The following is a 23,451-nucleotide window of genomic DNA, read 5'->3' as shown; positions in this document are numbered from 1 at the left end:
CGGAAACTCCCGCGTCACCGCCCTTGGAGGCACGGCGACACGGGAGTTCCAGATATAGCTGACGAATCAACGAAATGAGACTTCGCTCACCCAGGCATCCGCTCGAGCATCTCGGTGACCAGTGCGGCGATCGGGGACCGCTCCGACCGAGTCAGCGTGACGTGCGCGAACAGCGGGTGCCCCTTGAGCTTCTCCGCCACCGCGACGACGCCGTCGTGGCGGCCGACGCGGAGGTTGTCGCGCTGCCCGACGTCGTGCGTCAGGACGACCCGCGAGTTGGTGCCGATGCGCGACAGGACGGTCAGCAGTACGTTGCGCTCCAGCGACTGTGCCTCGTCGACGATGACGAAGGAGTCGTGCAGCGACCGGCCGCGGATGTGCGTGAGCGGCAGCACCTCGAGCATGCCCCGCTCGACCACCTCGTCGATGACGTCCTGCGTGGTCAGCGCGCCGAGGGTGTCGAAGACCGCTTGCGCCCAGGGGTTCATCTTCTCCGACTCGCTGCCCGGCAGGTAGCCGAGATCCTGGCCGCCGACCGCGTACAGCGGCCGGAACACGACCACCTTCTTGTGCAGCCGCCGCTCCATGACCGCCTCGAGCCCGGCGCACAGCGCGAGCGCCGACTTGCCGGTGCCGGCCCGCCCGCCCAGCGAGACGATGCCGACCTCCTCGTCGAGCAGGAGGTCCAGCGCGATGCGCTGCTCGGCGGATCGGCCGTGCAGCCCGAACGCCTCGCGGTCGCCGCGCACCAGCCGGATACGCTTGTCCGCCGTCATGCGGCCCAGCCCGCTGCCGCGCTCGCTGTGCAGCACGAGGCCGGTGTGGCAGGGCAGCTCGCGCGCCTCCTCGAGGTCGGCGGACCCGTTCTCGTACAGCTCGTCGAGCAGGCCGCCGGGCACCTCCAGCTCGGCCATGCCGGTCCAGCCGGACTCGACGACGGTCTCGGCGCGGTACTCCTCGGCATGCAGGCCGACCGACGACGCCTTGACCCGCATCGGCAGGTCCTTCGACACCAGCGTGACGTCGTGCCCCTCGGCGGCCAGGTTGCGGGCCACCGCGAGGATGCGGGAGTCGTTGTCGCCGAGCCGGAACCCGGCCGGCAGCACCTCGGGATCGGTGTGGTTCAGCTCCACCCGGACCGTGCCGTCGTCGTCGCCGACCACTATGGGGTCGTCCAGGCGGCCATGCTCCACTCGCAGCTCGTCGAGCAGCCGCAATGCCGCTCGCGCGAAGTAGCCGAGCTCCGGATGATGGCGCTTGGCCTCGAGTTCGGTGATGACCACGATCGGCAGGACGACCTCGTGCTCCGCGAAGCGGAGGATCGCGTACGGGTCGGCCAGCAGCACGCTCGTATCGAGGACGTAAGTGCGGCGAGCCGGCTCCTGCCGGGTGGTGCGACGACGGGTCTGAGTCTTGGAAGCGGCCACGTCCGTCTCCCTCACGCCTGAATGCACCCTGACGGATCAGGCGTCTGTGTCGCGCGGAGTGCCGGGACCGAGCCCACTGGGCCGGGTGCCGGCCCTCCGTTCGCGCCATGGTGTCAGCACGTAGGACGGGCCTCCCGAGCGGCCGGCTACCCACCGTCCGCCACTGCAAGATTACCGCCAGGCATGACCCCGGCGATAGGACACGCCTGAACGGCCCGTGAACGATGTGTTTCGCCGGAGCGCCGTCGCGCCGGACGGATCGGCCCGGTGACGGGCGAATGGTGCGGCCCACACCGTCGCGTTGATCATGGAGAAACGTCCCCTTCCAGCGCCTTGGAAGGGACCCTTCTCCATGATCATCAGGGTTTGGGGCGGGATCACGCCGCGAAACCTTGATGATCACGGGCGGGGCGGGCCGGCATCCGGCGAACGGCACACAGCGGGCTGTGCCCGCTCTTTCCCGTCCCCCTGACAGCTGCCCAGGTCACTCGGCGCTCTCGCGCTCCGCGTCGCGCTGGCGCTTGTACTCCTCCCACTCGTTGCCCAGGGTGCGGTGGCGGGCCTCGAGCCAGTTGAAGTAGTCGCGCATGTTGGCCATGCGGCGTTGGACGATGTCGTCCGCGTCGCCGAGGGCGGCCATGACCTCGTCGGCGAGCCGCTGGCGCTTGTAGAGGTAGCGGTGCTCGGTGGCCAGGAAGGCGCCCCAGACGTCGTCGTCGGCGCGGTAGAAGTGGCCGCGCGAGCCGGGGACGGAGACGCGGCGGATGAAGCCGGGCGCCGAGAGCGCGCGTGTGGCGGCCGAGATGGAGCCGGCGCTCGCGTTGAGCTCCCGCATCAGCTCGGCCGTGGACACGTGGGGTTCGGAGCTGAGCATGAGGTAGCCGAGGACGCGGCCGTTCATGCGCCGTTCCCCCATCTCTTCGAAGAGCAGCCCCAGCTCCTCGACGAAGAACTCGAGCTTGGCCCGGTCGTCCGCCATGAAACCTCCTTCGGCCCACATCGTGGGCCATACCACCGGCGGACGCCAGTACGCGGCGCCAGTGCAGGCCAATGGCGTTCGGGGCATGTGCCGCCCGTCGGCGCCATCTGTAAAGTCTCAGTAACTTCTGAAAGTTCGGTCAGCATATCTCTTGCTTGAAAGTTCAGCGTGTCACTAGATTCACCCACACTTCAAGCGGACGGGCATCGAGACTGCCCGCGGCACACCCCGAGAGGTGACCATGCGCACGTGGCAACGGCTCGCAGCACTCGCTGTCGGTGCTGCTCTCTTCACCGTCACCGCATGTGGCGGCGGCTCCGGCGACGACAGCTCCAGCGCCGGCGGCGACGGCGGCGGCGAGAGCGCCGGCGGCACGTTCTCCGTCGGCATCGACGAGCCCGATTCCCTCATCCCGGGCCGGGCCCAGGGCGCGTTCGACGAGATGCACGCGCTCTTCTCCGGCCTGGTCAAGTTCGGCGACCAGAGCGAGCCGCAGATGCTGCACGCGGAGTCGGTCGAGAGCGACGACAACGCCGTCTGGACCATCAAGATCAAGCCGGGTTGGACGTTCCACGACGGCACGACGGTGACAGCCCAGAGTTACGCCGACGCGTGGAACGCGACGGCGTACGGGCCCAACGCGTGGGCCAACAACGCGCAACTGTCGAACGTCGTCGGCTGGGACGAGCTGAACCCGGCCGAGGGCACGCCCGCCACGGACACGCTGTCCGGTGTCGAGGTGGTCGACGAGAACACGCTGCGGGTGACGCTGAAGGCGGCCGACAGCCAGTTCCCGTACAAGCTCGGCCAGCCGGGCTTCTACCCGCTGCCGGCCGTCGCGTTCGAGGACTTCGACGCGTTCAACGAGGCGCCGATCGGCAACGGCCCGTACATGATGGACGGCTCGTGGGAGCACGACGTCCAGCTGTCGGTGACGCGGTACGAGGACTACCAGGGCCCGCAGCCGAACGCCGACGGCATCACGTTCCGCATCTACAGCGACACCACGACGGCCTACACCGACGCCATCGGCGGCGCGGTCGACATCGTGTCGGTGCCGCAGGAGAAGTACAAGCAGCTCACCACCGACTTCCCGGACAGCTACGTCGCGTTCAACGCGATCCGGCTGGACTGGCTCGGCTTCCCGCTGTGGGACCCGCGGTTCCAGGACCCGCGGCTGCGCCAGGCCGTGTCGATGGCGATCGACCGCGACGCCGTCAACGAGGCGATCTTCGGCGGCCTGTACACGCCGGCCACGTCGTACCACGGCCCGTCGGCGCCCGGCGGCGGCACCGAGGGCCTGTGCGGCGAGTTCTGCGAATTCGACCCCGACCGGGCCAAGGAGCTGCTGGCCGAGGCCGGCGGCTGGGATGGTCCGATGGAGATCTGGTTCCCGGGCGGCGTCGGCTACGACCAGACGTTCGAGGCGCTGGCCAACCAGATCCGGCAGAACCTCGGCATCGAGGAGGTCACGACGAAGAGCCAGCCGGGCTTCGTCCAGTTCATCGAGGCCCTGGACACGCAGCAGGCCACCGGCCCGTTCCGGGGCGGCTGGGGCTCGCTCTACCCGAGCATGCAGAGCTTGCTGTGGGCGGTGTTCAGCACCAACGGCGACGGCCGCGCGGGAGGTGGCAGCTACGCCAACCCCGAGGTCGACGCGCTGATCGCGCAGGCGGACGCGGCGCCGTCGCTGGACGAGGCCACCGAGCTGTACAAGGCGGCCGAGGAGCGGATCATCGAGGACTTCCCGATCGTCCCGCTGTTCTACGCCAAGTACGTCTACGCGCACAGCGGCAACGTCTCCAACGTGATCATCGGCTTCGACCAGATCGAGCTCAACGAGGTCGTCGTCAACTGAGCACGGCAGCACCGCGAACGTCCGCAGCAGAGAAGGGCAGAGAGTGACGATCCCGACGTCCCACCTGGTCGACGAGGCCCTACGGGTCCAGCCGGAGGCCGACGCGTTCCCGACGGTCGACGAGCTGGTCGCCGCGGTCCGGCGCGTCCACGAGGCGCATCCGGACGTGACCCGCGTCCGCCGGGTGGGGACGTCGCGGCTCGGCGAGCCGATCGAGGCCATCGCGATCGGCTCCGCGGACCGGCACGCCGTCGTCTTCGGCGGCGTGCACCCGAACGAGCCGATCGGCAACATCACCGCGCTGCACCTGATCGAGCGGCTGACGACCGACCGCGAGCTGCTGGACCGCATGGGCTACACCTGGCACGTCGTGCCGTGCATCGACCCCGACGGCATGCGGCTCAACGAGAGCTGGTTCCGCGGCCCGCTGACCCGGCCCGCGTACGGCCGCCGGTTTTACCGTCCGGCCCCGGATGAGCAGGTCGAGTGGACGTTCCCGTTCGCCTACAAGAAGGCGTACTTCGACCGGATGATGCCGGAGACGGTCGCGCTGATGCGGCTGATCGACGACACCCAGCCGGCGTTCATGTGCTCGCTGCACAACGGCGAGTACGGCGGCGTCTACTACTACCTGTCGCGCCCGGAGCCCGAGCTCTACCCGCTGCTGCACCAGATCGCCGCCGGCATCGGCCTGCCGCTGGACACCGGCGAGCCGGAGGCCCCGTACGTCGACCGGTACGCCCCGGCGATCTTCGGCATGATCCGCAGTGAGGACCAATACGACTTCGCCGAGGCGGCGGGCGTGGACCCGACCGACCGGCAGGCCGGCGGGTCCAGCGCGGCGTATGCCGCCAAGTACGGCACGCTGACGCTGGTCACCGAGATGCCGTACTGGACGCATCCGGACGCCGACGACGACACCCTGCTCACCCGCACCTACGCCGACGTGCTGCGGGAGCAGGCCGAAGGGCTGCGCGACATCCACGCCAGGCTGGACCGCATCCTCACCGCGGCACGGCCGGACCTCACCGTGCGCTCGCCGTTCCTGCGCTCGTCCGAAGCGTTCGTACCGATGCTGGCCAAGGCCGCGCAGCAGAGCGAGCACCGGGCCGGGCACCCCGACTCGCAGCGTCCGGCGACGGTGTCCGAGCGGTTCGGCTGCCTGGACATGGTGCACATGTTCCGGCTGCGCTGGGGCGGGACGCTGCTGCGGGCGCTGGACGGCGAGCTGGCCATCGGCAACGGCACGCCGGTCATCCGGGAGCAGCGGGCCGCCATGGACGCGCTCTACGAGAGCTGGGCCGCTGAAGCTGCCGAAGCGACCCCCGCGGAGGCCATCGCGTACGGCAAGCTGGCGGCCGTGCAGTACGCCGCCATCCTCGTCACCGCGGCACACGCGGCGCGGCGCGGCTGAGGCCGCCGGGTATGGGCAAGTACGTCGTCTCGCGCCTGCTGCAGCTGGTGCTGGTGTTCTTCGGCGTCACGCTGCTCATCTACCTGGCGGTCTACGCGCTGCCCGGCGACCCGATCCGGGCCCTGGGCGGCGATCGGCAGCTGCCGGAGAGCGTCATCAACGCGATGCGGGCGCAGTTCAACCTCGACGACCCGGTGTTGATCCAGTACCTGAAGTACCTGGGCAACCTCTTCACCGGAGACCTCGGCACCGACTTCAACGGCCGTCCGGTGGCCGACCTCATGGGGCAGCGCTGGCCGGTGACCATCCGGCTGGCGCTGACGGCGTGGGTGATCCAGGTGGTCCTGGGCATCGGGCTCGGCGTGCTGACGGCCCTGCGCAAGGGCACCTGGCTGGACCACACGGTGCTGTTCTTCACTGTCGGGGTCATCTCGATCCCGGTGTTCGTGCTGGCGTACACGGCGCAGATCGCGTTCGGCGTCAAGCTGGGCGTCGTGCCGGTGTCCGGCATCGACGACGGCTGGCCGCTGAGCTATCTGGTGCCGTCGATCATCCTGGCGATCTTCGGCCTGGCCTCGGTGGCCCGGCTGGTGCGCGCCAGCATGCTGGAGAACCTGCGCGCCGACTACGTCAAGACGGCGATGGCGAAGGGCCTGAGCCGGCGCCGGGTCGTGTACCGGCACGTGCTGCGGAACTCGCTGATCCCGGCCGTGACGTTCCTGGGCATCGACCTGGGCTACCTGCTCGGCGGCACGGTGATCATCGAGGGCGTGTTCAACCTGCCGGGCGTGGGCCAGCTGCTGTTCTCGTCCATCGCTTCGCAGCAGGGGCCGGTCGTCGTCGGAGTCGCGACCGTCCTCGTCGTGATCTTCCTCCTGGCCAACCTCGTCGTGGACCTGCTCTACGGCGTGCTCGACCCGAGGATCCGCCATGAGTGACCCCACGTCCGCCATCACGACCACCGAGCCGGGCGCACCGGGTTCGCCGGGCTCGCCCGCTGGGATCGGCGCCGGTGCCGAGGCGGCTCCGTCCGCCGCGAAGTCGTCCACGCTGGTCGGCGACGCGTGGCGGGAGCTGCGCCGGCGCCCGCTGTTCATCGTTGCGTCGCTGTTGGTGATCCTGCTCGTGGTGGTGGCGATCGCGCCGCAGCTGTTCTCGGGCTGGTTCGGCAATGGCGATCCGCGGGTCTGCGATCTGTCGCGCAGCATCGAGGGCCCGGCGTCCGGGCATCCGTTCGGCTTCGACAAGCAGGGCTGCGACGTCTACGCGAACGTCGTGTACGGCGCCCGGGCCTCGATCAGCGTCGGCGTGCTGGTGACGGCGCTGACGCTGGTGCTCTCGCTGGTTCTGGGCAGCCTGGCCGGGTTCTTCGGCCGGGCGGTGGACGCCGTCGTGTCGCGGTTCGCGGACGTGTTCTTCGGGTTCCCGTTCCTGCTCGGCGCGCTGGTGGTGCTGACGGCGTTCGAGGCGCGCAGCATCTGGGTGGTGGCCCTGGTGCTGGCCGTGTTCCGCTGGCCGTCGATGACCCGGGTGATGCGCTCCAGCGTGATCCAGGTGCGCGACATGGACTACGTGCGTGCCTCGGTCGGGCTTGGCGGCAGCAAGTTCTGGCTGCTGCGCCGGCACGTGCTGCCCAACGCGATGACGCCGATCATGGTGATGGTCACGCTCGACATCGGCACGGTCATCGTCGTCGAGTCGACCCTCACCTTCCTCGGCGTCGGCCTTCAGGCGCCCGCGATCTCGTGGGGCCTGCAACTCTCGAACGCGTCGACGGACTTCGCGGCCGCCCCGCACCTGCTGATCTTCCCGTCGCTGTTCCTGAGCTTGACGGTGCTCAGCTTCATCGTGCTCGGCGACCTCATCCGCGACGCCCTGGACCCGCGGCTGCGCTGAGCCGGGCGCACGTCCGGGTCTCGCGCAGCCGCGGCGCGACCGCCACCGGCCGCACCGCCGCTGCGACTCAGTCGCTCCAGGCGCCGGCTGCGGCGGCGCCGGCGGCGTAGGTCTCGAACGGCAGCGGCGGCCAGCTCGCCGGCCAGCACAGCCGGCCGGAAGAAGCCCTCGTCGAAGTTCTGGTCGAACCAGTCGGCACGCAGGATGGTCCACTCCGCACCGGATCCGCGCACGTCGCCTCGGCGTCGAGCAGCCGCTGGTCGCCCATGGCCTCGACGCCGCGGCTGGACAACAGCACGATGCGCCGCACGCCCGACTCGACCGCCAGTGCGACGAACGCGGGGTCGACCGGGACGCCGTCGGGCGCCATGAGGTGGAGGCGGTCGGCACCGTCGAGCGCGGGCTCCCACATTTCCGGCGCGGACCAGTCGAACGGCACGTCGCCGTGCCGTGACGCCGCCCGCACCGGCGCGCCGGCGTCGCGCAGACGGGCCACCAGCCGCCGGCCCGTCGTGCCGGTGCTGCCCAGGACCAGGATCGCTCGTTCGTTCGTGATCACAGTGAATCAGCGGCCACCGACAAGGTCCGCCGCGATGACTTTCCGCGCCGCCGGTGGTCTATCCGAGTACGAGACCCACGAGAAGGAGACCCCATGAGTGGCGCCACCCTCGCGAGCATCCTGCTGTCCAGCACCGACCCGGACCGTCTGGGCGCGTGGTACGCCGCGGCGCTCACGCCGTCCGACGACGCGCGCGTCGGCGACTACCGGATACTCCGCTACGGCGACTTCCACCTGATGATCGACCGGCGCGACGACGTCGGCCCGGCCAACCCCGAGCCGGGCCGCGTGATCCTCAACTTCGACGTCGACGACGCCCGCTCCGTGGTCGCGCGGCTCGACGACATGGGCGTGAGCTGGCTGTCCCCGCTGGAGGACCGCGACGGCAGCCTGTTCGCCACCGCGATCGACCCCGACGGCAACTACGTCCAGATCATCCAGATCAGCGCGCAGCACCGGGCGCAGCTGGCCGCGGAGCGCGCGTGACCGCGGCGCTCACCGCCCTGCCCTCCATCGCCGACGAACGCGGACCGGCGCGGCCGGCGGCGTATCGTCGGCGGAGGACGAGGGAGGCAACGGTGCACACCACGACCACCGGCGAGGCCGCGGGCGACTTCCAGCAGCTCGCCCAGCCGTACCGGCGCGAGCTGCTCGCGCACTGCTACCGCATGCTGGGGTCCGTCCACGACGCCGAGGACCTCGTGCAGGAGACGTACCTGCGCGCCTGGCGGGCCTACGACCGGTTCGAGGACCGCTCGTCGCTGCGCACCTGGCTCTACCGCATCGCGACCAACGCCTGCCTCACCGCGCTCGAGAGCCGCGGCCGCCGGCCGATGCCGACCGGGCTGGGCGGGCCGAGCAGCGAGCCGGGCGGCGACCTCATCGAACGGTCCGAGGTGCCGTGGCTGGAGCCGCTCCCCGACGTCGCGATCGGGGCCGGCAGCGCCGACGGCGTCGACCCCGCCTCCGTCGTCACCTCGCGCGAGAGCGTCCGGCTGGCGCTGGTGGCGGCGCTGCAGCACCTGCCTCCGCGGCAGCGCGCCGTCCTGGTGCTGCGTGACGTGCTCAGGTGGAAGGCCGCGGAGGTCGCCGACCTGCTCGAGACGTCGACCGCGGCGGTCAACAGCATGCTTCAGCGGGCGCACGCCCAGCTGGACAAGGTCGCGCCGTCCGAGGACGACGCCGTCGAGCCGCTCACGCCGGAGCAGCAGGAGCTGCTGGACCGGTACGCCACCGCGTTCGAGAACTACGACATCGACACGCTGGTCCGGCAGCTCACCGCGGACGCGGTCTGGGAGATGCCGCCGTTCGCCGCCTGGTTCGTCGGCCCGGCCGACATCGGCGAACTGATCCTGGTCCAGTGCCCGATGAAGGCCTCCGGCGACCTGCGCATCGTGCGCAGGTCCGCCAACGGGCAGCCGGCGCTGGCGCAGTACCTGCGCGACGCCGAGGGCGTCTACCGGCCGTTCGCGGTCCAGGTGGTGTCGATCGGCGCGGCCGGCATCACGCACGTGGCGCAGTTCTTCGACCTGAGCCTGTTCCCGCTGTTCGGGCTGCCGGACGTGCTGCCATGACCGGTCCGCCGGCCGACGCGGCCGAGCTGCTCGAACGGGCGCTCGGCTACACGGCCGGCAGCCTGGCGCTGGTCCGGCCGGCCCTGCTGTCCCGGCCCACCCCGTGCGCCGGATGGGACCTGCGGACGCTGCTGCGGCACACCAACGACTCCCTGCTGGCGCTCCTGGAGGCGACGGGGCCCGGCTGGGTGGCCCCGCCCCGCCCCGCCGGCACCGCGGCGGAGGCCGCGGCGGACCCCGTCGGCATGCTGCGGCAGCGCGCTTGCACGCTGCTCGCCCGGTGCGCCGCCGACACCGGGCCGGACGTCGTCGCCGTCGGGGACCGGCTGCTCGCCGCCCGCACAGTTGCCGCCGCCGGCGCGCTCGAGATCGCGGTGCACGGCTGGGACGTCGCCCGCGCCTGCGGCGCCGACCGGCCGCTGCCGCCGTCGTTCGCGCTGCGGCTGCTGAAGGTGTCGCGCCTGCTGGTCGACGACGTCGATCGGCCGGTGCGGTTCGCTCCGCCGATCCCCGTGGGCGACGGCGACGGGGCCGACGTGCGCCTGCTGGCATTCCTCGGCCGCGATGCGGTGGCCAAGGCTAAGGCGGCCTAGCCACAAGGCCGACCGCGAAGTCTCAGGCGGCCGCGGATCGCACAAAGGGAAAGGAATCAGCGGCCGTAGCGGCGTTCGCGCTCGCTGTACGAGCGCAGCGCGCGGAGGAAGTCGACCCGGCGGAAGTCGGGCCACAGCGCCTCGCAGAAGTAGAACTCCGAATTCGCGCTCTGCCACAGCATGAACCCGGACAGCCGCTGCTCGCCGCTGGCCCGGATGACGAGGTCGGGATCGGGCTGGCCCTTGGTGTAGAGGTGTGCGGCGATGCCCTCGACGGTGACCACCTCGGCCACCTCCTCGACCGAGGCGCCTCTGGCGGCGTGCTCGTGCAGCAGCGCCCGGACGGCGTCGGCGATCTCGCGCCGGCCCCCGTAGCCCACCGCGACGTTGACGTGCATGCCGTCGAGGTCGCGGGTGCGGTCGGCCGCCTCCTTGATGACGGTGGCGGTGCGCGGCGGCAGGAGATCGAGCGCGCCCATGGGGTACACCCGCCAACGCCCGGTGGCGGCGATGTCCTGGATGAGGCTCTCGATGATCCCCAGCAGCGGGACGAGCTCTTCCTCCGGCCGGTTGAGATTGTCAGTCGACAGCATCCAGAGCGTCACGACGTTGACGTCGAGCTCGTCGCACCAGCCGAGGAACTCGCGCGCCTTCTCGGCGCCGGCCTGGTGCCCGCTGGAGGTGGGTGCGCTCAGTGCCCGCGCCCAGCGGCGGTTGCCGTCCATGAGCACGGCGACGTGCTGCGGCAGGCGGCCGCGGTCGAGGTGCCGCTGGATGCGTTTCTCGTAGATGCGGTAGACCAGGTCGGACAGACCCATCGACCGATGCACCTCCAGCATCGTGGCCGTTCGCCGGACGTCTCTTCTCCCCGCCTGAGAGTACTCTCCTGCGCCGCATGTGCGGTGAATTCCCAGGTACGGTGGGGTTCATGACGTTCGACGAGCAGGTGCGCGACGCGGTCGCCGCGGTCAAACCCCGGCTTCGGGGCTGGCTACATGCCGGAACGTTCCCCGTCGCGGTGCTGGCCGGCATCGCGCTGGTCATCGTGGCGCCGACCACCCAGGTGCGGGTCAGCGCGGCCATCTACACCGTCACCGCCGCGCTGCTGTTCGGCATCAGTGCCGTGTACCACCGCGGCCGGTGGTCGCCGCGGACGCACGCCGTGCTGCGCCGGTTCGACCACGCCAACATCTTCCTGATCATCGCCGGCACGTACACCCCGTTCACGCTGCTCGTCCTGCCCGCCAACGACGCGACGGTGCTGCTCTGGCTCGTGTGGGCGGGCGCGCTGCTCGGCGTCGCGTTCCGGGTGTTCTGGGCCGGCGCGCCGCGCTGGCTCTACGTGCCGATCTACGTGGCGCTCGGCTGGGCGGCGGTGTTCTGGCTGCCGGAGTTCGCCACCTACGGCGGGGCCGCTGTCGCCACGCTCATCATCGTCGGCGGGCTGATGTACACGCTGGGCGCGGTGGTCTACGGCATGAAGCGGCCCAACCCGTCGCCCCGCTGGTTCGGTTTCCACGAGGTGTTCCACGCGTTCACGCTGGCCGGCTTCGTCAGCCACCACGTGGGCATCTGGCTCGCCGCCTTCGGCGCCGGCGCGGTCGCCGCCAGCTGACGCCGCGATCGCGGGATGTCGGGGTATCTGTTCCTCGCGGTCCTCGCCGGTGTCGTCGCCACCGCGGCGATCGTCGCCGTCGTCGCGCTGATCCTGCTCGGCCTGCACCTGCGGCATGCGCTGCGCACCCGGCGGCGGCGCGACTTCACGACGCCCGCCGTGTTCGGCTACGCCGCGCTGGCCGCGGCCGGCGCCATAGTCCTGCTGCATTTCGTGACGGTGTTCTTCTTCGTCCCGGGGTTCACCCCGACCTGGGACTGCCCCGAGCCGGCCCAGTACGAGCAGCGCCGGCTGTTCCCGGTGAGCGCGACGTGCACGCGCGGCGCCGCCGTGGTCACCGAGTACGTGCCCTGGTGGGTCAATCCCGTGCTGGGCGTGCTGATCCTGGGCGTGGTGTTCGGGACGGTGCTCGCGCTGAGCCAGCGGCGGGCGGGGGTGGAGTCGCACCACATCCTGCGTCGGCGGCGCACGGTGCGCTGATCACGGCGTCGGGCCGGCTGAGCGCACCTCCTCCACGTGGGTGAGCGCCTGGCGCAGGTCGGCCAGCCAGTCGTCGGCGTTCGTGGCGACCAGCCGGACGCACCAGGCCAGCGCCTCGGACCGGGACCGAGCGACTCCGGCGTCGACCAGGGTGTCGAGGACCTGCCGCTCGGGCTGGCGCAGGCGGGTCATGACGGGCGCGGCCAGCCGGGTGAACAGCTCACGCCGGTCGCCGCAGTCGACGCCCCAGGCGACCTTGCGGCCGCCGCGGTGCTCCAGCTCGCGGGCGATCTCGATGCGCCGCTCGCGAGTGCTCTCACGGAAAGCGCTGATGCGGCCGGCCAGAGCCGCGTCGCGCTCGACGTCTGAGACGTCCTCGGTGCTGGGGGCCGGGATGCGGCCGACGACGGTGATCTCCTCACGGTCGACGGTCACCTCGACCGGTCCCTCGAACCAGTCGTCCGGCAGCCGGCCGGTGAGCCAGCCCCGGATCCTCTCGACGGTGTCGTTGCTTCCCATATTGCGATGATTACATGATTACGCGGCAACGAATACGGCTGTCCGCTCGGAGCGGACGAAGCCCCTGCGGCCGCCGCTCTCAGGCGGCGGGGCCGGCGAGCTGGGCGGCCAGCCGGTCGGGGTCGGTGGCCGGCAGCTCACAGACGAACCCACGGCAGACGTAGGCGGCCGGCGCCCCGCCCACCACACCCCGGTCACGCAGCAGCGGGACCACAGCAGACGCCGGGTCGTCCGGGTCGCCGGCGACCACCATCGCCCCGGGCGAACCCGACCGCAGCGCCACGGCATGCAACACCGCCGTCCGGGGATCGTCGCGCGGGCCGACGACCGCGACCTCGGCCGGGCCGGCGAGCCACGCCTCGGCGACCGCCAGTCCCCAGCCGGCGAACCGGGGCGCCCGTGCGGCCAGCGCGTCGTAGATGCCCAGTGCGTCGCCGGCGGCCGTGCGGTGCCGGTCCGATCCGGTGTACGCGGCGAACCCGAGCAGCGCGCCGGCCGCCGCCGACCAGCCGGACGGCGTCGCGTTGTCGGTCGGGTCCTGGGGTCGTCGCAGTCCGGCCAGCCGGGCGTCGGTGGCGTCGTCGCCGGTGTCGAAGAACCCGCCGGTGGGATCGGCGAACCGGACCAGCACGACATCGAGCAGCTGCTCAGCCAGCGACAGCCAGACCGGGTCGCCGGTGACCGCGACGAGCGTCAGGAAGCCCTCGGCGACGTCGGCGTAGTCCTCCAGCACCCCCGCGTGCGTCCCGGCGACACCGTCACGCGACACCCGCAGCAACCGGCCGCGCTCGTCCAGGTGCAGCCGGACCAGCAGATCCGCGCAACCGACGGCGGCATCGACCCAGGACGGCTCGCCGAACAGCGCCCCCGCCTCGGCCAGCGCCGCGATCGCCAGCCCGTTCCACGCGGCCACCACCTTGTCGTCGCGGCCCGGCGCCGGCCGCGGCAGCCGCGCGTCGAACAGCTGGCCGCGCACCCGCTCCCAGCGACCGGAGTCGTCGGGGTCGCGGAGCAACTGCAGCGTCGACGCGCCGTGCTCGAACGTGCCGGCGTCGGTCACGCCCAGCAGCGCCGCCGCCCAGGCGCCGTCCTCGTCGCCCAGGACGTCGCGGAGCTGCGCCGGCGTCCACACGTAGAACGCGCCCTCGACCGGCGCCGCCCCCTCGACCGGCGGCGAGTCTGCGTCGAGGGAACTGGCGAAGCCGCCCTCGGCCGTGCGCAGCTCACGGAGCAGGAACCCGGCCGTCTCGCGGACCACCCGCGCGCCCAGCGCGGACCCCGTCACCCGCCACAGGTGCGCATAGACGCGTAGCAGCAGCGCGTTGTCGTACAGCATCTTCTCGAAATGCGGCACCACCCACCCGGCGTCGACGCTGTACCGCGCGAACCCGCCGCCGAGCTGGTCGTACAGGCCGCCGCGGGCCATCCGCTCGCAGGTCGCCTCGACCATCGCCAGAGCGCGGTGGTCGCCGGTGCGCACGTGGTGGCGCAGCAGGAACTCCAGCACCATCGACGGCGGGAACTTGGGCGCGCCGCCGAACCCACCGGCGGCCGGGTCGAACTCGCCGGTCAGCCGAGCGACGGCGGCGTCCAGTCGGTCGGCTCCCGGCGGGCCGCCACCGGCCTCGACGCGCGCGCCGCCGCCGAGCGCCGTCCCGATCCGCTCCGCCGACTCCGTCACGTCGCCGCGCCGCTGCGTCCACGCCTCGTCGACCGCCTGCAACAGCTGGCTGAACGACGGCAGCCCGTGCCGCGACTGCGGCGGGAAGTACGTGCCCGCGTAGAACGGCTTGCCGCCGGGCGTGAGGAACGCCGTCATCGGCCAGCCGCCCTGGCCGGTGAGCGCCTGCACCGACTCCATGTAGACGGCATCGACGTCGGGCCGCTCCTCGCGGTCGACCTTGATCGCGACGAAGTGCGCGTTGAGGTACGCGGCGACCTGCTCGTCCTCGAACGACTCGTGCGCCATGACGTGGCACCAGTGGCAGGCGGCGTACCCGACGCTCAGCAGCACCGGCACGTCGCGGCGGCGCGCCTCGGCGAACGCGTCGTCGCCCCACTCCCACCAGTCGACGGGGTTGTCCGCGTGCTGGAGGAGGTACGGGCTACGGGCGTCGCGGAGGCGGTTCGGCATGTCGGTTCCTTCTCGGCCGGACACGTACCAGCCTATGGTGTTCATGTCACGTCCCGAGGCGTGCTCCCGGTTCCCCAGGCATGCATTCCTGGCGAAGCGGGAGAAGTCCTGGTGAGGTGGACGATCGTGCAGGCGCTCACGCTGGCGGGCCGATGAGCCTCGCCGAGTCGCACGCCGGCTGAATGTCACGGGCCGGGACGAGAAATGCCCCAGCGCGATTGCCCCGTACCGGCGCCGGAAAAGTCAATCGCCCTTCGGCGCCGAACAACCACGAGGATCTCGTGGCGTCCGACACCGAAGGGCGAGCGCCCCCCGGCTCGGGAAATCTATTCTCCGCGCGTCGGCAAGTTTGACTTACCGTGGTCAGCGCTGGGCGCGGACCTCGGTCGACGCCGAGCATGCACCCATCCGGGCATCGCTGTCAATGCCGATGGAGTGAAGCACTGCGACCATTTCGATATGACGCCGGACATGACGAGAATTCACACTCCCATCACGCAATATAACTGGCCGGTAGGTAGTGAATTCAGCCGACCCGCTGGAGTGCGCCCGGCCCGAATACCGGTCCGGTCACATAGACCCTTCCGTGCCGCCCGGTGTCGACGCCGCCCGGGAGGATCAGCTCACCCGCCGCCAGTTCGGTGCGCGACCCATCGGGACGCACCCGGAACAGCGCACCCTCGTTCAGGCTCGGGTCGATCTCCCACTGCAGCCAGCTGTGCCGTGCCAGCTCGACGGCATAGACGCTGCCGCCCTTGCCGGGAGCGAGGTCGACGACCGAAGTCAGGCCGTCGGCGAAGCGGCGGCAGTCGCCCGTGTTCGGCTGCTCCGGGTCGCACACCGCACCGACCGAGCCGGGCTTGATCCGCCAGATCTGCGACGTGCCCGGCGTCGCCGGGAAGCCACGCAGCTCGCCGACGTACCAGTAGCCGTCGGAACCGACGGTCACCGATGTCGCCACGGCCTCGGCCGGGATCGGCGTGCCGGCCGGCGGGAGCGGCTCGCCGCCGAACTCGTCGGGCAGCTCCTCCGGCACCGGGACCACCCGCGGCTTCAGTCGCGCGACCGTGACGATGTCGCCGTCCGGGTACACACGGAGCAGGTCGTTGCCGGCGGCGTCGGCCACGAGCACGCTGCCGTCCTTCAGCGCGGCGACCCCGAACGGGTTCGACTCCTCCGGAACACCCTCGATGTTGTACGGGTCGGCGTCGGTCTGCTGGTAGGCGGCGATGTCTGCGATCGGCTGCGCCGGCTTGCCGTGCCGGAGCAGATAGAGCGTGGCCGCGCCGGTGCCCGGCGCGCCACCCGCAGTCAGGGCGTACACGCGGCCCGGCCGGGCGGCCGACACCGCCGGCGCGATGAAGCCCGGCGGCACGGAGCCGATCTCGTGGATCTTCGGGTGCCGGCCGCGGTCGGTGACCAGGCTGACCGTGCCGTCGGCCTCGCTCACCACGATGCGGCCGGCCTGGTCGACGTCCACGCCCCGCGGACCGTCGAGCTCCACCACCGGCGACGGCTCGGACGAGCCGTTCGCGCCGGCGGCCGGGGCGGCGAGGACCGCCGCAACTGCCATGACCCCGGTGGCCAGAACTGCTGTTGTTCGCGCACGCGACGTACGCACCATGAGAAACCCCCCGTTTCCCCAAGCAAGCGCCCCCCGTGAGGCTGATCCTCTGGCGCAAGCCCGCCCAGGGTTACAGTCCGGTCACGATGCGTCAAGAGGTTTCGGAGTTCGACTCGAACGCCTCCGCCATCGCCTGCTGGTCCAGTGCCTTGTCGTTGAGCTCGTTGAGGCTGTACCAATTGCCGAATTCGTCGCGGAACACCGCCTCGACGCCGTACGGGCGGTCGGCCGGCTCCTGGATGAACTCCACTCCGCGGGCGGAGTACTCCGCGTACGTCGCGCGGCAGTCGTCGGTGTTCCAGGCACCGGCGCCGAGCACGCCCTTCGCCATCAGCTCGCGCAGCGTGGCCGCGGTCTGCTCGTCGTGCATCGGCGGCCCCGGCACGGTGAGGTTCAGCTGGAACTCCGGGCTGGCCGGCGGGCCCACCGTCAGCCAGCGGAAGCCGTTTTCCATGGTGACGTCGGTGCGCAGCTCAAAGCCGAGCTTGCCGATGAAGAAGTCCAGCGCCTTGTCGTAGTCGGTCACGTACGCGGTCGCGACGCCCAGCTTGGTGATCACGATGGGTCCCTTCCTTTCGTCGGTGCGAACGGCTTCGACGCTAGGAGGTGCGCGCCGCCGCCGGCTTCTCCGTCGTTGCTCTCTTCGGCAGCGGGCGGCCCCACATGAGGATGTAGCAGCCGGGGATCAGCGGCGGGCCGGCGGCGTGCGCGTCGCGTTGGAACTGTGACGGCGACACTCCGACCAGCTCGGAGAACAGGCTGCTGAACGAGCCGAGGCTGGTGAAGCCGACCAGGTGGCAGATCTCGGTGACGTTGAGGTGGGCGACGCGGAGCAGCTCCTGGGCCCGCTCGACCCGGCGGCGCTGCAGGTAGCGGCCCGGCGTCTCGCCGTAGGCCGCCTTGAACGCGCGGACCAGGTGGTAGCGGGAGTAGCCGGCGGCGGCCGCGATGTCGGCCAGGTCGAGGGGGTCGGCGTAGTGCTTGTCGATGAAGTCGCGGGCGCGCCGCACCGCGACCAGCGTCTCGACGGCGGCCGACCCGGCCGGCCGCCGCGCAACACCGTCAGGCCGGTCCGGACCGGTGGTCATCGATCCGGCGGCTCCTGGTGCCCGTGCATGCGCTCGGCATCGGTAGCACCCTCGGGGTCGAAGTCGACCTTGCGGATCTGCTTGCGCATGCTGCGGTACAGCAGCACGAGCGCGAGGATCAGGAAGACGACCACGAGGAAGCCGTACAGGCCAGGGCCGATCTCGGAGTTCTCCGCCTCCGACTCCGCCGCGGTGAGCGCCACCGCTCGCAGGATGCCCATCAGAACCTGTCTACTCCTCGCGTCATCCCCCGTGAACCCATTGTGGCACCGCGGGCACGCGACGTGCTCACCGCAGTCCCGCGAAGAGATCGTCCTCGGGGGTCCGGGTAGGCACGTGGGACGTCACGAGCTCGTAGTCCTCGGTGGGCCAGGCCTGCTGGGCGACCTCGAGCGGGACGGCGAACCAGGAGCCGTCGGGATCGATCTGGGTGGCATGCGCCAGCAGGGCGCGGTCGCGCACCGGGAAGTACTCGGCGCATTCGACCCGGGTGGTGACGCGGTCGTCCCAGCTCGGGTCGACCTCCCAGTTCGCCAGCCACTCGGCGTACGGCGAGACGAGGCCGCGCTGCTCCATGGCGTCGTGCAGCGCCTGCATGCGCATGCGGCTGAAGGAGTGGTGGTAGTAGAGCTTCAGCGGCTGCCACGGCTCGCCGCTGCCCACGTAGCGGGTGGGGTCGGCGGCCGCCTCGAACGCCGCGACGGTGATCTTGTGGCACATGATGTGGTCGGGGTGCGGATAGCCGCCGTTCTCGTCGTAGGTGGTGACGACGTGCGGGCGGAACCGGCGCATGATCTCGACCAGCGGCTCGGCCGCCTTCTCGACCGGCATGAGGCCGAAGCAGCCCTCGGGCAGCGGCGGCAGCGGATCGCCCTCGGGGAGCCCGGAGTCGACGAAGCCGAGCCACTCCTGCCGGACGCCGAGGATCTCGCGGGCGGCATCCATCTCCTGCCGGCGGATCTCACTGATGTTGGCCAGCACATCGGGGCGGTCCATCTTCGGGTTGAGGATGGAGCCGCGCTCACCGCCGGTGCACGTCACCACGAGGACGTCGACGCCCTCGGCGACGTACCGGGCCGTCGACGCCGCACCCTTGCTGGACTCGTCGTCGGGATGAGCGTGCACGTGCATCAGCCGCAGCTGCTCGGACACCGGATACCCCATCGGTCGAACGGAAACTTCAAGCATGACGGCGCCCACCGGCCGGTTCGCCCCCGCTGCCCGAGGCGGCGCCGCGCTGGTTCCCCTCCTCACGCGGAACGCGCCGCCGACTGGGACCTCGCGGTCGGCTTGAGCTAGCGTGAGACGAGCGCACCTGCGACCGCCGCCTCCGGGATAATGGTGCCGCACGCCACTGACAACAACGCCCGCAGCCCCTGGGGACATCCCGCATGAGCCGACCGACAGATGTCACCGGCGACCACGACACCGCCCCGCGCGACGTGCTGGCCGAACGGTACGGCCGCGCGCCGGGCCGCGGCGCAGCCGGTGCGCGTGGCGGCCGCGGTGTCCTCGTCGCGGTCGTGAGCGGCGCGGTGCTGGTGGCCGTCCTGGTCGGCTGGCTGATCGTACGCTCGGCCAGCGGGCCCACCGTCGACGCCGAGCTGCTGTCCTGGGACGAGCCGCGCGACGGCGTCCTGAGCGCCCGGGTCGAAATCCGCCGAGACGCCGACCTCGCCGTCACCTGCGACCTCATCGCCGTCGACCTGCGGCGCATCATCGTCGGCCAGCTGGACCTGGAGGTCCCGGCCGGCCCCGACGAGCACCTGGTCGTCCCCGCCGACATCCCGCTCGAGGGCGACGGCATCGTCCCCGAGCTGCGCGGCTGCCGGCCCGCGTCGGAGTAGCGCCGGCGAGCCGACGGCCACGTCGGACGCATCGCCGCCTGACCTGCGACAATCGTCGGCTTGCCGCAATGCTTGTATTCTTGTTCTTTCCCCGTCAGCACTTGGACCGGGCGAACCGCCCGGCGGCGAAGCACACCCATGCGGCGTGCGGCGCGACCGATAGACACCCGAGGAGCAGTTGCCGTGACCGCTACCAGCGACAACGTTGCTTGGCTCACCCAGGAGGCCTACGACCGCCTCAAGCACGAGCTGGAGCACCTGATGGGGCCGGGCCGGCTCGAGATCGCGAAGCGGATCGAGGAGGCCCGCTCCGAGGGCGACCTGTCCGAGAACGGCGGATACCACGCGGCCAAGGAAGAACAGGGCAAGCAGGAGGCCCGCATCCACCAGCTGCAGCAGCTGCTCCAGCGCGCCCAGGTCGGCGACCCGCCGGACGACGGCGTCGTCGAGCCCGGCATGATCGTCGAGATCAAGTTCGACGGCGACGACGAGGTCGAGCGGTTCCTGCTGGGCTCGCGTGAGCTGGCCTCGCTCGACGACTCCGTTGACATCGACGTCTACTCGCTGAAGTCGCCGCTCGGCGCCGCCATCAGCGGCAAGAAGGTCGGCGACAAGGCGTCCTACCAGGCGCCCAACGGCAGCACCATCACCGTCGAGGTCGTGAGCGCCAAGCCGTACGGCGCCTGACCTCGGCGCCCGCAGACACCGACGCCGCCCGTCCGGTCACCTCGACCGGGCGGGCGGCGTCGCGTACGCGCACTACTTGCTGGCGGTCTTCTTGTACTTGCGCACCGCCAGAGGCGCGAACACCGCGATGATGACGACCACCCAGATCAACGACAGCAGGATCGGGTGCTCGGCGGGGAACCCGTCGGTGGCGAACACGTTCGGATTGCCGAACAGCTCGCGCGAGGCGGCCACGAAGGAGCTGAGCGGGTTCCAGTCGGCGACCGGCTGCAGCCAGTCGGGCAGCGTCGGAGTCGGGATGAACGCGTTGGACAGGAACGTCACCGGGAACAGCCAGATGAGCCCGGCCGACGCGGCGACCTGAGGGCTGCCGACCGACAGGCCGATGAGCGCACCCACCCACAGCATGGCGAACGCGAACAGCAGCAGCAGGCCCACCCCGCCGAGGAAGCCGAGCACGCCGTTCTCGATGCGCCAGCCGACCAGCAGGCCGCACACGATCATGATGGCCAGCACGATCGCCTGGTTGGCGAGGTCGGCGACGACCCGGCCGGAGATGACCGCCGAGCGAGCCATGGGCAGCGAGCGGAACCGGTCGATCAGGCCCTTCTGGATGTCGTCGGCGAGCCCGACGCTGGCGGGCGCCACGGCGAACGCCATGGTCTGGGCGAAGATGCCGGCCATGACGTACTTGCGGAACGCCATGTCGTCGCCCTCCATGCCCGGGATCGGGATGGCGCCGCCGAACACGTACGCGAAGAGCAGCACGAACATGATCGGCTGGATGAACATGTAGATCTGGTTGTCAGGGACGCGCCAGCCGGCCCGGATGTTGCGCCACGTGATGGTCATGGCGTCGTTGAACGCCTGCGTGAAGCCGACGCGGTTGGGCGCGGTAGCGGTCGTCACGACGTCGGTGGTCACGATGCCCTCCCCTGGGCCGTCTCGGCCTCTGCGTCCTCTTCGGCGTGCCGGCCGGTGAGCTTGACGAACACGTCGTCGAGCGTGGGCCGGCGCAACGCGATGTCGTCGATGGCCACCCCGGCCTCGTCGAGGTCGCGGATGACCTGGATGAGCCCCTTTGAGCCGGTGTGCGTGGGCACGGTCAGCTTGCGGACGTGGTCGTCGCGGACGCACTGGCCGCCGCTGCCGAGGTTGAGCACCTGCTCGGCCTTCCCCAGCGCCTCGGGGTCGTGCACGATGACTTCGATGCGCTCGCCGCCGATCTGGGCCTTGAGCTGATCGGCCGTGCCCTGGGCGATGATCGTGCCGTGGTCGATGACCACGATGTTGTCGGCCAGCGCGTCGGCTTCTTCGAGGTACTGCGTGGTCAGCAGGATGGTGGCGCCCTCGGCCACTCGCTCGCGGATGACGTCCCAGAGGTCGAGCCGGCTGCCAGGGTCGAGCCCGGTGGTGGGCTCGTCGAGGAACAGCACCTGCGGGTGGACGATGAGGCTGCCGGCGAGGTCGAGCCGGCGACGCATGCCGCCGGAGTACGTCTTCAGCGTGCGGTCGGCGGCGTCGGTGAGGTTGAACTGCTCGAGCAGCTCGGCCGCCCGGCGCGACGCGTCCTTGCTGGACAGCTGGTAGAGACGGCCGAACAGCCAGAGGTTCTCGCGGCCGGTGAGGTTCTCGTCGACCGCCGCGTACTGGCCGGACAGGCCGATCTTCGAGCGCACCGCCTGCGGTTCGCGGACGACGTCGTGACCAGCGACGACGGCTCGCCCGGCGTCGGGCGCGAGCAGCGTGGTGAGCATGCGAACCGTGGTGGTCTTGCCGGCGCCGTTCGGCCCGAGCAGACCGACCACGGTGCCCTCGGGCACGACGAGGTCGACGCCCCCGACGGCCTTCACGGCCTTCTCCCCGGAGCCGAAGGTCTTGACCAGACCTTCGGCGGTGATGGCGTTCACGGTGGTGTCCTTTCTGCGGAGTGGAGGCATGGTGGCAGGCGCCCTGACAGGTCGGCACGCTCGAACGCGCTGCCTCACCGCTGCCAATGCCGATGACTACTTATATAAGCAAATACTGATATTGTCAAAGCTCAGCTGAGCAGTGCAGTCGCCTCGTCGAGGTCGAGCTCGCCGGCGGCGAGCCGGCGAAGGACCTCCTCGCGATCGACGGCGTCGGCGTGCGCGACACCCGGCTCGGCCGGCGTCTCGAGGCCGAGCCGTTCGAGCAACTCGGCGAAGCGCTGCCGGGCGGTGGGATAGCTCACGCCCAGCTCACGCGCGAGCTCCCTCATGTTGCCTCTGGAGACCAGAAAAGTGCCAAGGATTTTCTGGTCCTGCACGGTGAGCGAGCAGTACGGGCAGGACGCGAATCGGCCCGAGAGCTCGGTGCCGCACGACTCACAACCGAGCCGGGTGACGTGTAGTTTCACCCCGCAGACGGGACAGTCGGACGGCGGCTGGTGCAGGTGCTGTTGCGGGAAGCCCATCATCGCTCGGCGCCTTCGGGCAGCCGGACAGTGACGTCGCCCATGACGACCTCGGCCTCGATCTCCGCGGCGCCCGTGCCGAGGACGATGTCGCGGTCGCGGTCGCGCCCGGTGCGCTCGGGCACCGTGCGGAACCGGCCGAGCTGGACGTCGGAGCGGATGCGGACGTCGGACCCGTCGAGCAGGGTCAGCTGGAGCGACCCGGACTCGCACCGCATGCGCGAGTGCCCGGCCAGCTGCCGCGTCTCGACCTGCGCCGACCCGGCCTGGACCAGTAGGTCGACCGGGCTCTCCAGACCACGCACCCGCAGCGACCCCGCCGTCACACGGACGTGGTCCAGCGCCGGCACATGGTCGACCTGCAGCGAGCCGGCGATGACCTCGGCGCCCACGGCGAGCTCGGGATTGACGCGCACGTGCAGGTCGAGCAGCTGGCCGGGGTTCTGGAACCGGCTGGCGAAGTCGCGCCAGCGGCCGCCCGCCAGCAGCACGAACGCGCCGTCACTGGGAACCAGCTCGGACTCGCCGGTGACGTGCAGCATGGCGCCGTCGCGCCGCACGGTGTGCTGGCCGTTGACGGCCACCGTGGCGACGCTGGGATCGCCGACGATGACCACGCGCCGCGACGTGGCCCGCACCTGCACCCGGGTGATGCGCTGCGGCGTGACCGAGCCGCCCGCGGCCGCCGACCCGGACCGTCCAGCGGCCCCCGTCCCGGCC

At 71.0% G+C, this 23,451-nt stretch carries 25 protein-coding genes and 1 pseudogene; 11 read left to right on the top strand and 15 right to left on the bottom strand.

What is annotated here, in order from left to right; genetic code table 11:
- Positions 1-86 precede the first annotated feature (86 nt).
- Both E1262_RS27575 and E1262_RS27570 read right to left on the bottom strand, forming a co-directional pair.
- The gene (locus tag E1262_RS27575; RefSeq protein WP_132107559.1) at positions 87-1,427 is read right to left on the bottom strand and encodes a PhoH family protein; all 1,341 of its coding nucleotides are present in this window, start codon (positions 1,425-1,427) and stop codon (positions 87-89) included.
- A 484-nt stretch (positions 1,428-1,911) separates the two neighbouring features.
- Entirely contained in the window at positions 1,912-2,406 is a 495-nt protein-coding gene (locus E1262_RS27570) for a GbsR/MarR family transcriptional regulator (RefSeq protein WP_132107558.1), read from the bottom strand.
- Positions 2,407-2,647: 241 nt separating this feature from the next.
- On the opposite strand from E1262_RS27570, the gene E1262_RS27565 reads away from it, so the two are divergent.
- Genes E1262_RS27565 through E1262_RS27550 form a run of 4 tightly spaced genes read left to right on the top strand, consistent with a single transcriptional unit; the run spans position 2,648 to position 7,574 of the window.
- Positions 2,648-4,264 (top strand): peptide ABC transporter substrate-binding protein, encoded by a 1,617-nt coding sequence (locus tag E1262_RS27565; RefSeq protein WP_132107557.1) that lies wholly within the window; start codon positions 2,648-2,650, stop codon positions 4,262-4,264.
- Positions 4,265-4,307: 43 nt separating this feature from the next.
- Complete coding sequence (locus E1262_RS27560) at positions 4,308-5,678, top strand: M14 family zinc carboxypeptidase (RefSeq protein WP_203454557.1); 1,371 nt, start codon at positions 4,308-4,310, stop codon at positions 5,676-5,678.
- 11 nt (positions 5,679-5,689) lie between these two features.
- Complete coding sequence (locus tag E1262_RS27555) at positions 5,690-6,616, top strand: ABC transporter permease (RefSeq protein WP_132107556.1); 927 nt, start codon at positions 5,690-5,692, stop codon at positions 6,614-6,616.
- Positions 6,609-7,574, top strand: coding sequence for an ABC transporter permease (locus E1262_RS27550; RefSeq protein ID WP_132107555.1), 966 nt, complete (start codon positions 6,609-6,611; stop codon positions 7,572-7,574). Before E1262_RS27555 ends, E1262_RS27550 begins: the two co-directional genes overlap by 8 nt.
- A 67-nt stretch (positions 7,575-7,641) precedes the next feature.
- Here the strand turns inward: E1262_RS27550 and E1262_RS27545 are convergent, their stop codons facing one another.
- Entirely contained in the window at positions 7,642-8,133 is a 492-nt protein-coding gene (locus tag E1262_RS27545) for an SDR family oxidoreductase (protein WP_132107554.1), read from the bottom strand.
- A gap of 93 nt (positions 8,134-8,226) precedes the next feature.
- Here E1262_RS27545 and E1262_RS27540 point away from each other — a divergent pair, with 93 nt between their 5' ends.
- Genes E1262_RS27540 through E1262_RS27530 form a run of 3 tightly spaced genes read left to right on the top strand, consistent with a single transcriptional unit; the run spans position 8,227 to position 10,300 of the window.
- Entirely contained in the window at positions 8,227-8,619 is a 393-nt protein-coding gene (locus tag E1262_RS27540) for a VOC family protein (protein WP_132107553.1), read from the top strand.
- A gap of 26 nt (positions 8,620-8,645) precedes the next feature.
- Positions 8,646-9,707 carry a sigma-70 family RNA polymerase sigma factor gene (locus E1262_RS27535; RefSeq protein ID WP_420810565.1) on the top strand — a complete coding sequence of 354 codons (1,062 nt, stop codon included), beginning with the start codon at positions 8,646-8,648 and terminating at the stop codon, positions 9,705-9,707.
- Positions 9,704-10,300 carry a TIGR03086 family metal-binding protein gene (locus tag E1262_RS27530; protein WP_132107551.1) on the top strand — a complete coding sequence of 199 codons (597 nt, stop codon included), beginning with the start codon at positions 9,704-9,706 and terminating at the stop codon, positions 10,298-10,300. The genes E1262_RS27535 and E1262_RS27530 overlap by 4 nt, the downstream gene beginning before the upstream one ends.
- A gap of 56 nt (positions 10,301-10,356) precedes the next feature.
- Here the strand turns inward: E1262_RS27530 and E1262_RS27525 are convergent, their stop codons facing one another.
- Positions 10,357-11,118 carry an isoprenyl transferase gene (locus E1262_RS27525; RefSeq protein ID WP_132107550.1) on the bottom strand — a complete coding sequence of 254 codons (762 nt, stop codon included), beginning with the start codon at positions 11,116-11,118 and terminating at the stop codon, positions 10,357-10,359.
- Between the two features lie 110 nt (positions 11,119-11,228).
- On the opposite strand from E1262_RS27525, the gene trhA reads away from it, so the two are divergent.
- Positions 11,229-11,915 carry a PAQR family membrane homeostasis protein TrhA gene (trhA, locus tag E1262_RS27520; protein ID WP_132107549.1) on the top strand — a complete coding sequence of 229 codons (687 nt, stop codon included), beginning with the start codon at positions 11,229-11,231 and terminating at the stop codon, positions 11,913-11,915.
- Positions 11,916-11,930: 15 nt separating this feature from the next.
- Entirely contained in the window at positions 11,931-12,395 is a 465-nt protein-coding gene (locus E1262_RS27515) for a hypothetical protein (protein ID WP_132107548.1), read from the top strand.
- On the opposite strand, the gene E1262_RS27510 is transcribed toward E1262_RS27515, so the two are convergent.
- The 7 genes from E1262_RS27510 to mca all read right to left on the bottom strand — a co-directional run bounded on the left by E1262_RS27510 (position 12,396) and on the right by mca (position 18,924).
- Positions 12,396-12,914, bottom strand: coding sequence for a hypothetical protein (locus E1262_RS27510; RefSeq protein WP_132107547.1), 519 nt, complete (start codon positions 12,912-12,914; stop codon positions 12,396-12,398).
- A gap of 79 nt (positions 12,915-12,993) precedes the next feature.
- Positions 12,994-15,048 carry a thioredoxin domain-containing protein gene (locus tag E1262_RS27505; protein ID WP_132107546.1) on the bottom strand — a complete coding sequence of 685 codons (2,055 nt, stop codon included), beginning with the start codon at positions 15,046-15,048 and terminating at the stop codon, positions 12,994-12,996.
- Between the two features lie 526 nt (positions 15,049-15,574).
- Positions 15,575-16,621 carry a ScyD/ScyE family protein gene (locus tag E1262_RS27500; protein WP_162606114.1) on the bottom strand — a complete coding sequence of 349 codons (1,047 nt, stop codon included), beginning with the start codon at positions 16,619-16,621 and terminating at the stop codon, positions 15,575-15,577.
- A gap of 142 nt (positions 16,622-16,763) precedes the next feature.
- Positions 16,764-17,231, bottom strand: a complete 468-nt coding sequence (locus E1262_RS27495; protein WP_132107544.1) for a VOC family protein — start codon at positions 17,229-17,231, stop codon at positions 16,764-16,766.
- A 40-nt stretch (positions 17,232-17,271) separates the two neighbouring features.
- The gene (locus E1262_RS27490) at positions 17,272-17,760 is read right to left on the bottom strand and encodes a helix-turn-helix transcriptional regulator (RefSeq protein ID WP_132107543.1); all 489 of its coding nucleotides are present in this window, start codon (positions 17,758-17,760) and stop codon (positions 17,272-17,274) included.
- Positions 17,757-17,981 (bottom strand): hypothetical protein, encoded by a 225-nt coding sequence (locus E1262_RS27485; protein ID WP_132107542.1) that lies wholly within the window; start codon positions 17,979-17,981, stop codon positions 17,757-17,759. Before E1262_RS27485 ends, E1262_RS27490 begins: the two co-directional genes overlap by 4 nt.
- A 67-nt stretch (positions 17,982-18,048) precedes the next feature.
- A complete protein-coding gene (gene mca, locus E1262_RS27480; protein ID WP_203454555.1) occupies positions 18,049-18,924 on the bottom strand; it encodes a mycothiol conjugate amidase Mca in 876 nt (291 codons plus the stop codon).
- 227 nt (positions 18,925-19,151) lie between these two features.
- Between mca and E1262_RS27475 the strand changes: the two genes are divergently transcribed.
- Positions 19,152-19,607, top strand: a complete 456-nt coding sequence (locus tag E1262_RS27475; protein WP_132107541.1) for a DUF4307 domain-containing protein — start codon at positions 19,152-19,154, stop codon at positions 19,605-19,607.
- Positions 19,608-19,790: 183 nt separating this feature from the next.
- Entirely contained in the window at positions 19,791-20,294 is a 504-nt protein-coding gene (gene greA / locus E1262_RS27470) for a transcription elongation factor GreA (protein ID WP_132107540.1), read from the top strand.
- Between the two features lie 72 nt (positions 20,295-20,366).
- Here greA and E1262_RS27465 read toward each other — a convergent pair whose 3' ends face one another.
- From E1262_RS27465 to E1262_RS30630, 4 genes and pseudogenes are all read right to left on the bottom strand, one after another.
- Complete coding sequence (locus E1262_RS27465) at positions 20,367-21,218, bottom strand: ABC transporter permease (RefSeq protein ID WP_238993079.1); 852 nt, start codon at positions 21,216-21,218, stop codon at positions 20,367-20,369.
- Positions 21,215-22,234, bottom strand: coding sequence for an ATP-binding cassette domain-containing protein (locus E1262_RS27460; protein WP_132107539.1), 1,020 nt, complete (start codon positions 22,232-22,234; stop codon positions 21,215-21,217). The genes E1262_RS27465 and E1262_RS27460 overlap by 4 nt, the downstream gene beginning before the upstream one ends.
- A 101-nt stretch (positions 22,235-22,335) precedes the next feature.
- Positions 22,336-22,731, bottom strand: a complete 396-nt coding sequence (locus E1262_RS27455) for a DUF2089 domain-containing protein (protein WP_238993080.1) — start codon at positions 22,729-22,731, stop codon at positions 22,336-22,338.
- Positions 22,731-23,451: pseudogene (locus tag E1262_RS30630) on the bottom strand (hypothetical protein); the annotation flags it as partial. The pseudogene E1262_RS30630 and the gene E1262_RS27455, both read right to left, overlap by 1 nt.

This window comes from Jiangella aurantiaca, assembly GCF_004349105.1.
GTDB lineage: Bacteria > Actinomycetota > Actinomycetes > Jiangellales > Jiangellaceae > Jiangella > Jiangella aurantiaca.
The sequence above is the reverse complement of the archived record's forward strand: the minus strand, read 5'-3'. Positions and strand labels throughout refer to the sequence as shown.